We start from the raw sequence: 15402 nt of genomic DNA, 5'->3' as shown, positions 1-15402 counted from the left end.
AGTCCACACAGCAGCCTCGGCTATCGCAGTCCCGCCGCATACGAGACCGCACTCACAGCCTGACCACCACACCGATGGTCTCCGCCAAAGCGGAACAAGCTCAGACCCCTATCTGGACGGCTGGCTGCGCGCCCTCGACATCGCGCAGTGGCGGTTCACGGGCAGCGGGGACATCTCCGCGGCACTGCGGGAGCTGTGGTGCCAGCTGGAGATGGGATCCGAGGTGGCCGAGGCCGTGATCGGAAGAGCCTCTCGGCGCCGCGGCGGTCCACTTCGGGTTCTCCTCCTGTATGCGGCTGCGCACCTGACCTGCCGGAACACCGCCCAGAACGGTCAACGCATGCACATGTCCCTCGAATAACGCCTGCTGCCAGCAGGAGCGGGAAATCCGGTGCACCGCCCGGCCCGAGTGTGCCAGGCGGAACGCGAACAGGTAGCACTTCACCCGCTGCCCGGCCAGATCGACCCACACCTCCCCGAAATCGACCTCGGCGTCCGCGCCCTGGACGTTGTGCCGGGTCACAAAGCCCTCGGCCTGAATCCCGCCCTCCTCGGAGATCGCCCGACGGAGGGCGGCGACGAAGTCGCGCACCGTGCTGTACGGAAGCGTGACCCCGAACTCCTCCTCCAGCCGCGTACCGATCCGCTTGGCGGTGTGTCCTGCTCGCGCGGGGCCTCCAGATCAGCACGGAGACACTCGTCGACCGTCTTCTTGTACGGCTGCATGCGCGGCGAGATCCGCGCCGGATGCTGACGCGGCTTGGGGACCGGCGAGGCCAGAGCTTCCCGCACCAGACGCCGATGCACGCCCGTACCTCCTCGGCAACGCCCGAATCGACAGCTGCTGCCAGCTCTGTCGAGGCGGATCCGGTCAGACAGCTCCTGCTTGGACAAGGACATCCGCAGCGCCCACCCTCGGCGGACCACATCCACCGTGGCATCGCATCCCGAGGTGGGGCCACTTCGCCTCGCCACCACCCCTGACGTCGTTCTGCGGATCACTGCCCTGTTGCGCGGACCTGGTCCAGGTAGCCGACCGCTGTCATGGTGCGCAGGGTCTCCAGGGTGGCGTTGTCCGCGGCTCCAGTGGCCTTCGCCCAGGCCAGGCAGAGCACGGAGAGGAAGAGGCCGTCAGCCTGTACTTCCGGGCGGGCGGACCCGGAGCGTTGAGCGTGCTTCAGCAGGCGATCAGTGACGTCGATCAGCCTCTGGCACGGCGCCGAGAGGGGGGAATCCTGCTCGGGCAGAGCCCTGATCACCGGGTCAGGCAGCCCCTGAAACAGGCTCAGGTAATCCTCCATCACCCGCATCCACCGCTGCAGCGCACAGTCGGGGTCGGCCGACCGTTCGATCTCGGTCACGCCGGCGAGAAGTTCTTCGCCACGCACGTAAAGAGCGTCGGCGAGTAGCGCCTCCCGAGTGGGGAAGTGGCGGTAGAGGGTGGCGGGGCCTACGCCGGCCTCCTTGGCGATCCCTTCCAGGGACGCGTTGATGCCTTGTTCGGTGAAGTGCCGGAGGGCCGCGTCGACGATCAGGGCACGGTTGTGCAGGCCGTCGATTCGTGGTCGGCGTGCCTTCGAGCCCTGCTCAGCCATACTGTCCCGCTTCTTTCACCTATGTGCCGCCAACACGAGGTTGCCTCCTGTCCATACTAAAGGGGACGCTCCCTCCGGTTGGATGCTGCCTGGAGGCCACCCTCCGCAAGACGGCAAAACCCCCGGCGCCGCGAGGAGCCGGGGGCAGGGGGAATGGGAGCTCAGTGCTCGCTTGCCTGGACGCAGACAGCGATCTTTCCGTGCTTGCTCGCCCCGAAGGCGCGCATCGCTTCAGGGGCATCGTCCAGCGTGAAAGTCTGCATGATCGGTACGTCCAGGCGGCCTTCCGCGACCTCGGTGGCGAGGTGGTCCAGCCTCTTGGCGCTGGCGTCGGCCATGACCTGAACAATGGTCAGTCCGCGGTCGGCGTAGGCGTCCGGCGCGGGCTGGGCGGCGGCGCTGGCCAGCCTGCCCCCCTGCTTGACCAGGCCGGCGACGGTGTCGAGGTCTCCGCCCAGGTGGAGGGCTGCGTGAACGCCATCGGGGGCATACTGCCGCACGGCCGCGGCGAGGTCGCCCGTGGCGTCGACCAGTTCGTGTGCACCGAGTCCGATCAGGTGTGCGGCGTTGCCCCTGCCGCGGTGGGTGGCCAGGACCCGTGCCCCGGTCGCCGCCGCCAGTTGCACGGCCAGCGAGCCCACGCCGCCGGTGGCTCCGACGATCAGGACAGTGTCGCTGGGCTGCAGCGACAGGGCCTCGATGGCGGTGTGGGCGGTGGCACCCGCCACGGTCAGTGCCCCAGCCCGTGCGATGTCGAGTCCAGCCGGGCGGTGAGTCAGGCCCACGGCGGTCTGAGCCACCGCGTACTCGGCGATCGCGCCCCGGCCAATCGCGAGCTCCATCACCGCGCCGAAGACCTCGTCGCCCGGGGCGAAGCCCTGAACATCGGCGCCCACCGCCTCGATCGTCCCAGCGAAGTCCTTGCCCAGCACGGCGGGAAACGTGTGCGGGAGCATCCCCTTCAGGTAGCCGCCCGCGACCATGGCATCGAAACCGTTGACCGAGCTGGCCGCGACCTTCACCAGCACCTCGTTCGGTCCGAACTCGGGACGCGGGATCTCGGCGACCTCGGGAGCGGCGGCGTAGTCCGTGGTGATCAAAGCGCGCATGGATGATGTCCTTTCCATTTCTTACTTGTCGGTAATGAACGGTGCCCGGCCGACCTGGGCGGAGTCGCCGGCCTGCTGGAGGAAGTAGGCGGCAGCGTTGGCACGCGAGAGACGGAGGCCGCCCCTTTCGCCCACGGTGCGGACGTTGATCGAGGGGGTCCTCGGGCCGTTGGTGAGCAGCGGGAACCGGACGATGGTCCACTTCAACCCGGATTCGCGCACGATGCGGCCGATGGTCACGATGGTGTCGTACGCCACCGGCTGGAAGGTCCGGATGCCCGCGACCATGAGCCTGACCCTGGCGTCCTTGCCGTCCGCGGAGTCGGTGATGCTGGGGGTGCCCATCGCCACGAGCCGATCGACGCGGTGCTCGCGCATCGCCGCGACGATGTTGCGGTAGCCGGCGATCAGCGGTGGGGCGTCGGCCTTCTTGGTGCTCGGGCCGAGGAGGCTGAGTACGACGGCGCTGCCGGCTACCGCTCCTGTGACGGCCCCGGCGTCATCCAGCTCTCCCCGGACCGCAGTGAGACCCTCCCGGACAGGCAGCTTCTCGGGGGAGCGGGCGTAGGCGACGACCTCGTGCCCTTCCGCCAGGGCCTGGTCGATCAGGAGACGGCCCGTGGGGCCGGTACCGCCGAAGACAGTCAAACGCATGGATGGACGTCCCTTGTTGCCGGACTGGGGCGAGGGGTCAGAAGGAGTAAGGGCCGAAGCGGCCCCAGGCGACTACGACCGCCAGCGCCAGCAGCACGACGTTCACAGGGATCGAGCCGGCCTCCTTGCGGCGGGCGTGCACGATCGCGGCAAGGATCATCACCACGGCCAGGCCAGTGGCGGCGAGCGGTGTCAGTACAACGGCTATGCCGGTGGCCGCCGGCAGGATCAATCCGAGGGCGGCCAGGAGCTCCACCACTCCTATGAGCCGTACCGTGCCCAGCGACAAGTCCTCCACCCAGGGCAGGGACTTGGCGAGCTTTTCCCGGGGCTGCGAGGACTTCATCAGTCCGGCCATGCCGAAGACGGCCGCGAGCAGTGCCTGCAGAACCCACAGGACTACGTTCATCACCACACTCCAACAAAAGTCGAGGGGAACCTCATGTTCTGGATCCTAACAGAGAACATGAGGGTCCCCTCCGGTTGCTAGGGTGGAGGCCATGGCCATCTCGCCCGACGCTCCTCAGCCCGCCGCCGATCGCCCGCTTCGGCGTGATGCTCAGCGCAATCGCGACGCCCTGCTCGAAGCGGCCCGGGCGCACTTCGCCGAGCATGGGCTCCACGCGCCACTGGAGCAGATCGCCAGGCAGGCTCAGCTCGCCATCGGAACCCTCTACCGGCACTTTCCCACCCGCCTGGACCTGATCCAGGCGGTTTTCACCGAGAAGGTCCGGGCCTGGCTGGAGGTCGCGGAACGAGCGGTGGCCATGGAGGAGGCGTGGCAGGGCTTCCAGCTCTTCGCCGAGACGATGTGCGCACTTCAAGCCGGCGACCGCGGCTTCGCCGACCTCGCCTCCGTCCGCCTGCCCGACTCCACCAGTCTCGAAGCCGCCCAGACACGTATTCACGACCTCGGCGTGGAGATCGTCCACCGAGCCCAGGAGCAGGGCAGCCTCCGGGCGGACGTCACTCCCGAGGACCTGGCCTTCGTGATCTGGTCTCACAGCCGGATCGCCGAGGCCACTCGAGGCATCGCCCCTGTCGTCTGGCGGCGCCACCTCCACCTCATGCTCGACGCCTTCCGCGCTGACAGGGCACATCCTCTGCCTGAGCCGCCCATGACAGCCGACCAGGTGTACGAAGCCATGGTCCGGCTCGGTGGATACGACAGTTGCGCCGGGTCGTGAAGGGCGTGCACCGCAGTCGTACCCGATCTTGTGAGGCTGAGCGTCGAGGGTCCTCGCCGGACCGACGACTTGGTGTGGCTGCGACGCTGCGGACCTTCGGAGTGGCATCCGCACCGGTTGCCGGTGCGGAAATGGTCACGTCTGGGAGGCTGTGCGCGGCGTCGCTGGGGCGATCGACTGTTCGGCCCAGATGGTTTTGCCCTGTTGACCGTAGCGACTGCCCCAGCGGGTCGTGAGCTGGGCGACCAGGAACATGCCCCGGCCTCCTTCGTCGGTGGTGCGGGCACGGCGTAGGCGAGGCTGTGTGTTGCTGGGGTCGGTGACCTCGCAGACCAGTGCGTTCTCGCGGATCAGGCGCAGGCCGACGGGTCCGCCTGCGTAGCGGATGGCATTGGTGACCAGCTCACTGACGATGAGTTCGGTGGTGAAGATCAGTTCGTCCAGACCCCAGTGGGTCAGCTGTTGGCTCGTCGCTTTCCGTGCCTCGGTGACCACCGCTGGATCCGCCGGAAACTCCCAGCTCGCGGTGTTGTGCGGGGGCACCGCTCGGGTGCGGGCGAGGAGCAGAGTGGCATCGTCACGGGGTGCGGCCTCGCTGATGTCGGCCATGAGCGTGCGGCCGATGCCGTCCAACGGGCAGTCGGGGCGGCACAGCGCGGCGAGACTGCTCGTCAACCGCCTGGTGCCGGCATCGAGGTCGTGGTCGCTGCGCGCGATCAATCCATCGGTATAGAGAGCCAGAACGCTGCCAGGGGCAAGTTCGATGCTCGTTGTCTCGAACGGCATCCCCCCGACGCCGAGCGGTGGGCCGGGGGAGACCTCGAGCACTTCGCAGGAGCCGTCGGGCCGGACCAGCAAGGGTGGGAGGTGCCCGGCGCTGGCCATGGAACATTGGCGGTCGACCGGATCGTAGACCGCATACAGGCAGGTCGCGCCAACGGCGTCCCGGTGCTCGGGTGCTGCTTCCTCGGCGAGCTGCTGTACGAGGCCGTCGAGATGGGTCAGAAGTTCGGTGGGATCGAGCTCCAGGTCGGCCAGGGTGTGCACGGCGGTGCGCAGCCGGCCCATGGTGGCGGTGGCCGCCAGACCATGGCCGATCACGTCGCCCACGACCAGGGCCACCCGAAGGGAGGGCAAGGGGATGACGTCGTACCAGTCTCCGCTGATCTCGGCTCCATCGGCGGCGGGCCGGTAGAAACGCGCGCTCTCCACCGCGCTGGGGTCCGGTGTGGCGCGTGGAAGAAGCCTTCGTTGCAGGGCGACGGTTGAGCGATGCTCGCGGGTGTAACGGCGGGCGTTGTCCACGCTCACAGCTGACCGCGAGGCGATCTCGGCCAGCAGGTCCTCGTCCTCCTTCTCGAACGGATCACTCTGCTCGGTGCGCCAGACCGCAACCTGCCCCAGCAGCAGTCCGCGGGCGAGCAAAGGAGACGCCACCAGCGAGTGCGCCCGCTCGGGAACCGTCATGGGAATGAGTTCACTCGTCTCTGGACGACGCATGAACGAGTTGATGATGCCCGCCCGGTCGGTCACGAGGGCGGTTCCGCCTCGCAGAAAGAATCTGAGGTCAGGCGTATCGGGGACCTGGGGCAACACGTCGCCAGGCTGCAGGAGCGGTGCGGGCCACGTGCCGGAGGCCGACGCGACCGCAGCCCGGCGGAGGTAGAGCCGTCCTCCGCTGTAGACCTTCGGTGGCTCATCCCCTTCCCGCACGGCCTCGGCGAGATCCACATATGCCAAGTCACCCAGGGCGGGAACAAGAACGTCTGCCAGTGCCTGGGCCGTGCGCATGACATTGAGAGAGGCACCGATGCGATTGGCCGCCTCTCGCCTCAGATCCAGACGCAGGCGGGCCCGACGACTCGCCGTGGCATCGGTGAACAGCGTGCAGATACCGGCAGGGCGGCCCTCCGCGTCCTCCAGCCGGAAAGCGGACAGCGACAGAGCCGTCTGCCGTGCGTGCTCGTCACTTTGGCGCACCCGCTGTTCCCGCCCGATCAGCGGGACTCCGGTGTTCAGAACCTGCAGCAGCGCGGCCTCCGTGTCTTCCACGTCTTCGGCGTTGAGAATTTCGCGCAGACACCCTTCGACGGCCGGCGCATGCCCGTCAAGCATGGTTGCGGCGGCATTGGTCTGCACCACGGTCAGGCTAGAGTCATGGATGCTGACCCCGACTCGGTCTTGGGTGAGCAGGGCTTGGAGAAGGGCCGTGCCCCGCTCCCAGTCGGCCACCTGCCGGCTGGGAGCTGCCAGAAGCAGTACGTCGGAGGAGTCGTCCAGGGGCATCGAGTGAAACGTGACCTCGACCGCGGCACCCGATTTGTGGCGGAGCGCAGTCTGCCCCTGCGTCGGGATGCCGCTCCCGCAGTGTGTGGCTCCGACATCTTGGCCTGGCGCGTCGGCGAACAGCTGTCCGATCGGTCGACCGCACACTTCCGCAGCCGCCCGGCCAACCAGTTCGGCGGCTTGACCGGACCAACGCAGCACGGTTCCTTCGCGGTCGATCAGGGCGGTCGCGATGCCTCCCAGCGAAAATGCCGAGCCGCTGATGGGAGTCCTCGACGTGTTCATCTTGCTCCTCGCCGGTGATGGAGCCACACCTATGTGCCTATTATGGTCTGATATCACCTGCTGTCCGCTGGGTAGCCTTGTTGATGTACAGCCCCGCCTCAAGGGCTGCCTCCGGGGTGCTGTTGCCTGCCCTACAGCGGATCGATGCGACGGCTCAGTACGACCACGGCAGCCACGCCGGCATCACACCCTTGATCTTCAGCCTGGGCCGATCGGTGTCTGTCGGTCATCCCGTTCGTCGGGACGGTCGTGCTGCGCGTTGCCGGGCAGGCTGCGGAGAGCGGCCGACTCACTGCGCTGTTGGCAGGCGGAGAGGCGGGGCGGAGATCGCCGACACCGGTTACGGTGCTGGAAACGACACACTCCCATGTGCGGCGCGGTGGTCCAACCGTGGTCGGGCCACCGCACCCTGGTGGTTCGGCTTCTCAGGACGGCTCGGGCATCGGCACGTGGTCTTCGATAACGTCCGAGCGGCATGTTCCGAGCAGCCTGAGCGTGCGCACCGGACGTTGTACGGCGAGTCCGGGCGCGGGCACGGCTCTATGCCGCAGGCGTCTTGTGCGCGTCCCGCAGGACGGTCAGGACCTCGTCCCGCCATGCCCGCGACGCCGCCATGACCTTGGTGAAGGTCGCCGACACATGGATGTGGCCCCGCTGGAGGGAGAAGGTCGCGGGAACCCCCGCGTCGGTGAGTCGCTTGGCGTACAACTCGCCGTCGTCGGACAGTGGGTCGTACTCGGCCGACATGATGTGTGCGGGCGGCAGACCGGAGAGGTCCGGCGCCAGCAGCGGCGAGGCATAGGGGTTTGTCACCTCCTGCGGGTCGGGCACGTAGTAACGGACGCACATCTCCGCCATGGCGAGGGTGAGCCCGTATCCGGTGGCGAACCGCTGGTAGGACGGCTGTCCGCCGGTGAGGTCCAGCGCCGGTACCTCCAGCAACTGGAACGCGATCCGCGGGCCGTTCTCGTCACGGGCCTTGAGCGCGAGAGCGGCGGCGAGGTTGCCACCGGCGGATCCGCCCCCGATCGTGATGTGGTCCGGATCGATGCCGAGTTCCTCAGCGTGCTCGACCACCCACAGCAGAGCGGCGTAGCAGTCGTTCAGCCCGGTCGGGAAGGGATGCTCGGGCGCTTTCCGGTAGTCCACCGCGACCACGACGCAGTCGGCGCCGGCGGCCCGCTCGGCGCAGGGGATGTCGATGAGCTTGTCCTTGGCGGATCCACCGACCCACCCGCCGCCGTGGATGTAGAGGTGCACCGGGTGCGGGCCTTCGCCGAAGGGATGGAAGACCTTTACGTCGATCGTTCCCCCGTCGACCGGGATGCCGACCACCCGACGGGAGGCGATCTCGGGAGCCGCTTCCATCAGGGGCACGTACACAGCCTCGCCGAGCTGCTGCTCCTGGGCTCGGAAAGCGGGGAAGTCGGCGATCTCGTCCGGCGTCGGCGGCATGGAGGCGACCAGCGGCTGGAGGAAGGGGTCGAGTGGCATGGCATCTCCTGTAGTGATCGGTTGGATCTTCGTGGTGGTCAGAGGCAGGCGCGCAGCGCGCGGCAGAGAGCTTCGGCACGATCGTCGGGGATCCCGCCGGGGCGGACCGTCTGGTAAGCGAAGGCGATCCGTGATTCGGGGTGGGCGAACGCGAGCTGGCCGCCGAGTCCGTCGTGGCCGAAGCTGCCGGGACCGGCCATGCCGCGCAGGGGCGAGTCGAGCATGAATCCGGTGCCCCACCGGTTGCCGTCGGCGGGGCCGATGAAGGGCCGTCCGGTCGAGCGGGGGAGGCGAGCGTCGTCCACGGTGTCGGCGCCGAGGAGCCGGGTGCCGTCAACGGTGCCCACGGTGGCGGCGTAGAGACGAGCGAGGCTGCGGGCATTCGTGACGAGGTTCGCGCCGGGTATCTCGGCGGCGAGGAATGCCGTTCCGTTGGCCGTCTGGGGCATGTCGGCGGCGTCGAAGAGGCCACCGAGGCTCATCGCACGCACGGCCATGGGGACGGCGAGCATCTCGGCCAGCGCCGCGCCCGCGTCGGGATCGCTGATCGGGAGGGCCTCCAGCAGCGGGTGCATGTCCTCGGCGTCCGAAAGGGCGCCGAAGGTCATGGCGAGACCGAGCGGTGCGGCGACGTGGTCGCGGAGCCACTCGGCGGGGCGCTGCCCGGTGGCTCGGCGAAGGACCTCGCCCGCCAGCCAGCCGAAGGTGAGCGGGTGGTAGGCGAAGGAGGTTCCAGGGACCCACGCGGGTGCCTGGCGGGCGAGCTGGTCGACGACGGGCTGCCAGGCGAGCAGGTCCTGGGCGCTCAGGTCCACCTCTGGGGCGAGCAGACCCGCCTGGTGGGTGAGCAGATGGCGAACGGTCGTCGCCTCCTTGCCGTGCTGGGCGAAGTCCGGCCAGTACTCCCCGACCCGGGCGTCCAGATCGAGCAGGTTTCGCTCCGCGGCCATCAGGACGCAGATGGTGGTCACGCCCTTGCTGACGGAGAACACCACATTGCGGATCTCGGGTGTCCACGCACCCCTTCCGGTCTTCCCGGCCCAGATGTCGACCACAGGGACTCCGTCGGCATACACGACGCACGAGGCCGCCGTGTCGCCGCGGTGGTCGAAGTTGTCGGCGAAAGCGTCGGCGACCGGCTCGAAGCCGGCGGTCACCAATCCTTCGGGGAGCCGATTCACTGGGTGTCTCCATTGCATTCGACGTGGCTGTCAAGACGGAAGGTGAGGGGTTCTCGGGCCCCTCGGGTTGCCATTGCGGGTGGCGGTGCCAGGCCATGACCGGTCCGTGGTCGAGCAGGTGTGGTTACGCCCCCCGGTACTGCGAGCACGGCTTGTGCGACAGGCAGTCGCCGGTGAGCGGCGGGCCCGCTCACCGGCGCGGTGAGCAGCAACGATGTGGTGGACAAGTGGGCTGGTGCGGATGGCGCGAGGCAGCTGAGTCGGGCTTCGACGACCTGGCCGAGGCCGTCGGCAGTCTCGTCGCAGATCACTGTCCGGGACGGGACCATCAGGCCGCGCGACGGACATTGGCTGGCGCTGCCTTCTCGGAGCAGCCGTGTGGGTAGCGCGGTGGAGCCTCGGGTTGAGGCCGACGCCCCCAGACATCGCGGCACGCAGGAGATGTCGAGTGAACTCGGGGGGTCCTGGAACGCCACCCGCAGTCGGTGGCCGAGCTCACGCCGCCGCACAGTGTGAGGCGGGTGAGGTCCTTACCGTCCCAGCGCATGGCGCGCGAGGTGACCGGTACGAGGCCGAGGACAACTCTGATACGGATTTTGGACTTTCCCCATCCGGATTCGATGGCCGGCCCCATGGTCGTTGCTCGCTGGACCGTGAGGCTGACGTCGTCGAGGGTCCAGAACGTTCGGTTCGCCCCGACGGTCGAGGCCGACGTGGACGTTACGGACTCCAGGGCGTCGACAGAGCCGACAGGAGCAGCCCTCATTGCCTGCCAGGGCACTGGACAAGGCCGCGCACAGGTGCGCACCTTGTATCCGCCATGGCGGCGGTGCTGATCATGGGTATCAGCTCGGGTGCCTGCCGGTCTTGACCGCGGCGCAGCTACCCCGCTCCCCGGTACCCCGCGAGCCATGATCGGGACGCCGGAACGTGTCCCGAGGCATGGAAGCTCGACAGCAGGAGGTGGTGAGGATGCCCCGGGCGGGCAGGGACCGGCGGATAAGCCGCCGCGCGACCTCGTCGAGGTATCGGCCGACGGAGGCGGATACCCGGGCGTTTGCAGTGCACCCGCCGACGATTCAGAATCGTGGCTGGCATGGTTCGGAGCCGCGGTGCCCTTGGCAGCAGGTGGCTCGGCGGTCGTACACGCCGTGGCGGACCACTTCTCCGCGATCATGAGCGCCCCTTCTCCGGCTGACGTCGTCCGTGCCTCGGGACGTTTCCGGCCTTGATTAATGCTTTTAGCATCGAACGCTCTCCATGCATACTGTGTCAAGCGACCTTGCTTAAAGGATTAATCACAGGATGGATGTTCCCGAAGACCGCATCAAGCCCGCGTACGATGGCGCCGCGGGCAGCGCCACTTCCCGTGAGTATGAGGGGGAGCACATGGCTCAACGCAGAGTGACGCTGGCCGACGTGGCCCGGCATGCCGGGTTGTCGACGACGGCGGCATCATGGGTTCTCAATGAGCGTGAGGACGCCCGGCTGTCCGAGGACGCCCGCAGGCGTGTGCTCGCCGCTGCCCAGGAACTCGGATACCGGCCCAATGCCGCGGCACGCAGTCTGCGTATCAGGAAGACGGCCACGATCGCTCTCATCTCGGACACTGTCGCCACCACCCGCTTCGCCGGTGGCATGATCCGCGGCGCGCTCAGCGTGGCACGTGACCGTGAGCACGTGTTGCTGATAGCCGAGACGCAGGGTGATCCCGAACTCGAACGGCACGCGATCGATGCCATGCTCCACCGGCAGGTCGACGGGGTTGTCTACGCCGCGATGTACAGTCGGCGCCTGACCGTCCCTCAGCGGTTGCTGGATACGCGCACAGTCCTCCTCAACGCCACCAGTGCCCATGGCCTTCCCGCTGTGCTGCCCGCCGAGGAGGACGCCGGATACGCGGTGGCTGCCGCGCTGCTCGGTCAAGGCCACCGCCGCATCGCGGTGCTGGGGCGTATCGAGTCGATCGAACGCAGTCCACGCAGGTCGCTCGCCGCGGGGCTGCGTATGCGGGGCATCCGCCGGGCACTGGCTGACCGGGGCCTTCGTCTCGCCGTGTCGGAACACACACGGGACTGGGAGGCCCGTGACGGGCATGCCGGTATGACATCCCTGTTGGAGCGGGGCAGCATCCCGTCAGCGGTCATCTGCATGAACGACCGGCTCGCCTTCGGCGCCTACCAGGCAGCAGCCGACGCGGGGAAGGCGATCCCCGACGACATCTCGATCGTGTCGTTCGATGACGATCCGATCGCCGAATGGCTGCGCCCGGGCCTGACCACCGCCGCGTTGCCCCATGAGGAGATGGGCCGGCTCGCCGTCGAACTCCTCCTCGACGAGACCGCCGAACCCGGCACTCGCTGGGTGCCGATGCCGCTGAGGGAACGCGGCTCGATCGGACAACCCGCCACCTGACGAGGCAGCCCATCGCGCATGAGACTGCGAACGGCTGAGTGAGTCGCCTGCTCAATCGATTAATCATCACCTGGAGAGTGATACATGTTGCACTTGCCCGACGCCTGGGTGTGGGACAGCTGGTATGCCCGCGATGACCAGGACCGCCATCACGCCTTCTTCCTGCGGGCGTCACGGTCGCTGCTCGATCCCGAACGACGGCACGAACGAGCCCATGTCGGTCACGCCGTCTCGGCCGACCTGCGAACCTGGCAGCTGACCGCGGACGCGCTCGTCCCGGCCGACGGTCCGGCCTGGGACGATCTCGCCATCTGGACCGGAAACGTCGTCCGGGGCCCCGACCGCCGCTGGTACCTCTTCTACACCGGAGTCACCCAGGGCGACGGGCGCCTGGTCCAGCGGATAGGTCTGGCGATCTCCGACGACCTCGTCACCTGGCGTCGTCACGGGAACGCCCCTTTGGTCGAGCCGGATGCCACCTGGTACGAGGACTGCGATGCGACCGACCGGGCGGGCGAGGCATGGCGCGACCCGTGGGTCTTCCCCGATCCCGGCGGATCCGGCTGGCACATGCTCATCACCGCCCACTCCAAGGCCGGCCCTTCCGGTGCCCGTGGAGTGATTGGTCACGCTCAGTCCCCGGACCTTCTCCACTGGGAGGTCCGGCCGCCTCTGACCGAACCCGCCGGCTTCGGTCACCTGGAGGTTCCGCAGGTCGCTGTCGTCGACGGCCAGCCGCTGCTCCTGTTCTGCACCAATCTCTCCGAAAACGACACCAGCAGTCGGATCCTGGCGGTCCCGGGCCCGTCCGTCACCGGCCCTTGGGACATCGCACAGGCTCGACCGGTCCCGGTACCGAACCTGTATGCCGCCCGCCTGGTACAGGACGTCGACGATTCCTGGCACCTGATCGGCTTCCTCGAAGAACGCGAGGGCCGGTTCGCCGGCGAACTCAGCGATCCCGTGCCCGTTCGCTACTCCGCCGGCACTCTCACCCCCGCCACCCTGTGCCCCCGGTGACGACAAGGATCGCGACGCGATGCGGGCCGCGCGCGGCCGAAGCAGGTCGGCGCGGCCCGGTCTCGTTTCACCGGCCCGGTCTCGTTCAAGGGTCAGGAGTGGCCCCTGCGGTGAGCGGCTGTGGCGATCACTCGGAGGGGAGCAGGAGCCGTCTCATGAGGGCTTGCTGCAACTCCACAAGGATGGCGTCGTCCTCGGCGAACGGGTGCGGCAATGTGTGCCAGAGTGCGAACTGGCCGTGCATGCCGGTCCACAACAGGGTCGCCATCGTCTGGGCTTCCTCGCGCCGTTGTGGGCAGGCGTCTGTCAGATACCTCTCGACAGCCTCGGTCCACGCATGGAGTACCCGGGTCAGTGGATGGTGCTCGGTGGCGTGCCGCTGTACCGACGCCTGCTGTTCCAGGCTGAACATCAGCCGGTACCTGCGTGGATTGTCGACGGCGTACCTGCGGTAGGCGTCGGCGGCGGCACTCAGCCGTTCCCATGCGTCCGCGCCGGTGCCGGCGGCCTGACGTTCCGCCTCGCTCATGAGGGACGCCAGGGCGGAGTAGGCGGTGTCGAGCACTGTCCAGATCAAGTCCGTCTTGTTCTTGAAGTGCAGATAGATGCTCGGTGCGGCGATGCCCACCTCACGGGCGATGCCACGCAGGGAAAGGGCGTCTTCGCGGCCTGACTCCTCCAGGATGCGGGTCGCCGTGTCCAGGATGTCCTGCCGCAGACGTTCGCCTTCACCAAGCCGGTTGGGCACGCGCTGCCCATGTGCTGCCGAGCCCAAGGTCTCTCCTTCGTACACGCGTCGCAGGCTATGAACGGATCCTCCATCATCGGCCGTCGTCGGCGGTGACCCGCGTCACAAGATCTCTCTGCCGACAAGTGCCTAACGCTGTTAGTATTCCATGCAGGTCGCCTAACACCGTTAGGCGCATACGGATGGATCACGCCATGACCTCTGCCACGAGTTCCGAATTCGTCCTTACTCGGCCCGCGACGGCTCCACTCGATCCGCCGCCCGTCTACTCCCGGTTGCGTGACGAGGAGCCGATCACCCGGGTCTCCATCTGGGAAGGCCGGCTCAGCGCCTGGCTGGTGACCCACTGGGAGGACGCCCGTGCGGTGCTGGGCAACCCGGCGTTCAGCAGCGACACGTCGCGATCCGGGTTTCCGACCTTCATAGAGGATTCGCGGCCCGCTCCGCGCGGATTCTTCGCGAACTACGACCCACCCGTGCACACCACGATGCGGCGCACACTCACCCGCGAGTTCATGGTCAAGAAGATCGACGCGCTGCGTCCGGCCATCACTGACATCACTCGCGAACTCCTCGACGAGATGACCGGGGAGAAGGGGCCGGTGGACTTCGTGGAGCGGTTCGCCCTGCCACTGCCCTCACTGGTGATCTGCGAACTGCTGGGTGTGCCGTACGAGGATCACGACTTCTTCCAGTCGCACTCGAAGGTCTTCGTCGACCTGCAGTCCACGGGGGAACAGTTCACGGCCTCCTGGGAAGCGCTCAACTCCTACCTGCTCCAGCTGCTCACGGCCAAGCGGAGCAAGCCCGGTGACGACGTCCTGACCCGCCTCGGCGAGCATGTCGACACCGGCGCCGTCAGCGAGCGGGACGCTGCCGATCTGGCGGCGTTTCTGCTGTTCGCCGGCCACGAGACCACAGCGAACATGATCGCGCTCGGCACCATCACCCTGCTGCAGCACCCGGATCAGATCCCCTACCTGCTGGCAGGCCCGGCCGAGGCGGCGAACGCCGTGGAGGAACTGCTCCGGTACCTCGCCATCGTCCACGGCGGGTTGCGTCGCTACGCCCTCGAAGACGTGCGCATCGGCGATGTCACCATCCGTGCCGGTGAAGGTGTGATCGTTCCCCTCCACGTGGCCAACCGTGACCCGGAAGCCTTCGCCGACCCCGACCGCCTCGATCTCGGCCGGGCCAACGCGCGACAGCACGTGACCTTCGGGTACGGCATCCACCAGTGCCTCGGTCAGCCGCTGGCCCGCGCTGAACTTCAGATCGTGCTCCCCGAACTCTTCAGGCGGCTGCCGGACTTGCGGATCGACGTTCCGCTGGAGGACATCACCTTCAAGCAGAGCACCACGGTCTACGGGGTCCACGAGCTGCCCGTCACCTGGTGACCCCACACTCCTCAACACTGGAACGAAGCGG

At 67.8% G+C, this 15402-nt stretch carries 13 protein-coding genes; 4 read left to right on the top strand and 9 right to left on the bottom strand.

Annotated elements, in window-relative coordinates:
• Positions 1-100: 100 nt before the first annotated feature.
• The 5 genes from L0P92_RS16765 to L0P92_RS16745 form a co-directional block, all read right to left on the bottom strand.
• Entirely contained in the window at positions 101-592 is a 492-nt protein-coding gene (locus L0P92_RS16765) for a hypothetical protein (RefSeq protein WP_234763519.1), read from the bottom strand.
• A gap of 406 nt (positions 593-998) precedes the next feature.
• The gene (locus tag L0P92_RS16760) at positions 999-1595 is read right to left on the bottom strand and encodes a TetR/AcrR family transcriptional regulator (RefSeq protein WP_234763518.1); all 597 of its coding nucleotides are present in this window, start codon (positions 1593-1595) and stop codon (positions 999-1001) included.
• A gap of 161 nt (positions 1596-1756) precedes the next feature.
• A complete protein-coding gene (locus L0P92_RS16755) occupies positions 1757-2704 on the bottom strand; it encodes an NADP-dependent oxidoreductase (RefSeq protein ID WP_234763517.1) in 948 nt (315 codons plus the stop codon).
• Positions 2705-2725: 21 nt separating this feature from the next.
• Complete coding sequence (locus tag L0P92_RS16750) at positions 2726-3358, bottom strand: NAD(P)-dependent oxidoreductase (protein WP_234763516.1); 633 nt, start codon at positions 3356-3358, stop codon at positions 2726-2728.
• A 37-nt stretch (positions 3359-3395) separates the two neighbouring features.
• Positions 3396-3767, bottom strand: a complete 372-nt coding sequence (locus tag L0P92_RS16745) for a DoxX family protein (protein ID WP_234763515.1) — start codon at positions 3765-3767, stop codon at positions 3396-3398.
• A 91-nt stretch (positions 3768-3858) separates the two neighbouring features.
• Between L0P92_RS16745 and L0P92_RS16740 the strand changes: the two genes are divergently transcribed.
• Entirely contained in the window at positions 3859-4545 is a 687-nt protein-coding gene (locus tag L0P92_RS16740) for a TetR/AcrR family transcriptional regulator (protein ID WP_234763514.1), read from the top strand.
• Between the two features lie 135 nt (positions 4546-4680).
• Here L0P92_RS16740 and L0P92_RS16735 read toward each other — a convergent pair whose 3' ends face one another.
• The 3 genes from L0P92_RS16735 to L0P92_RS16725 all read right to left on the bottom strand — a co-directional run bounded on the left by L0P92_RS16735 (position 4681) and on the right by L0P92_RS16725 (position 9767).
• On the bottom strand, positions 4681-7116 hold the full coding sequence (locus L0P92_RS16735) for an ATP-binding SpoIIE family protein phosphatase (RefSeq protein WP_234763513.1): 2436 nt from the start codon (positions 7114-7116) through the stop codon (positions 4681-4683).
• 540 nt (positions 7117-7656) lie between these two features.
• Entirely contained in the window at positions 7657-8610 is a 954-nt protein-coding gene (locus L0P92_RS16730) for an alpha/beta hydrolase (RefSeq protein ID WP_234763512.1), read from the bottom strand.
• A 38-nt stretch (positions 8611-8648) separates the two neighbouring features.
• Positions 8649-9767, bottom strand: coding sequence for a serine hydrolase domain-containing protein (locus L0P92_RS16725; protein WP_234763511.1), 1119 nt, complete (start codon positions 9765-9767; stop codon positions 8649-8651).
• A 1413-nt stretch (positions 9768-11180) separates the two neighbouring features.
• Between L0P92_RS16725 and L0P92_RS16720 the strand changes: the two genes are divergently transcribed.
• Together L0P92_RS16720 and L0P92_RS16715 are read left to right on the top strand one after the other, a co-directional pair.
• Entirely contained in the window at positions 11181-12206 is a 1026-nt protein-coding gene (locus L0P92_RS16720) for a LacI family DNA-binding transcriptional regulator (RefSeq protein ID WP_234763510.1), read from the top strand.
• Between the two features lie 84 nt (positions 12207-12290).
• Positions 12291-13226 (top strand): glycoside hydrolase family protein, encoded by a 936-nt coding sequence (locus L0P92_RS16715; RefSeq protein ID WP_234763509.1) that lies wholly within the window; start codon positions 12291-12293, stop codon positions 13224-13226.
• 127 nt (positions 13227-13353) lie between these two features.
• Here the strand turns inward: L0P92_RS16715 and L0P92_RS16710 are convergent, their stop codons facing one another.
• Positions 13354-14001, bottom strand: coding sequence for a TetR/AcrR family transcriptional regulator (locus L0P92_RS16710; RefSeq protein WP_234763508.1), 648 nt, complete (start codon positions 13999-14001; stop codon positions 13354-13356).
• Positions 14002-14168: 167 nt separating this feature from the next.
• Between L0P92_RS16710 and L0P92_RS16705 the strand changes: the two genes are divergently transcribed.
• On the top strand, positions 14169-15371 hold the full coding sequence (locus L0P92_RS16705; protein WP_234763507.1) for a cytochrome P450: 1203 nt from the start codon (positions 14169-14171) through the stop codon (positions 15369-15371).
• Positions 15372-15402: the final 31 nt, after the last annotated feature.

The organism is Streptomyces muensis, assembly GCF_021474425.1.
GTDB lineage: Bacteria > Actinomycetota > Actinomycetes > Streptomycetales > Streptomycetaceae > Streptomyces > Streptomyces muensis.
The sequence above is the reverse complement of the archived record's forward strand: the minus strand, read 5'-3'. Positions and strand labels throughout refer to the sequence as shown.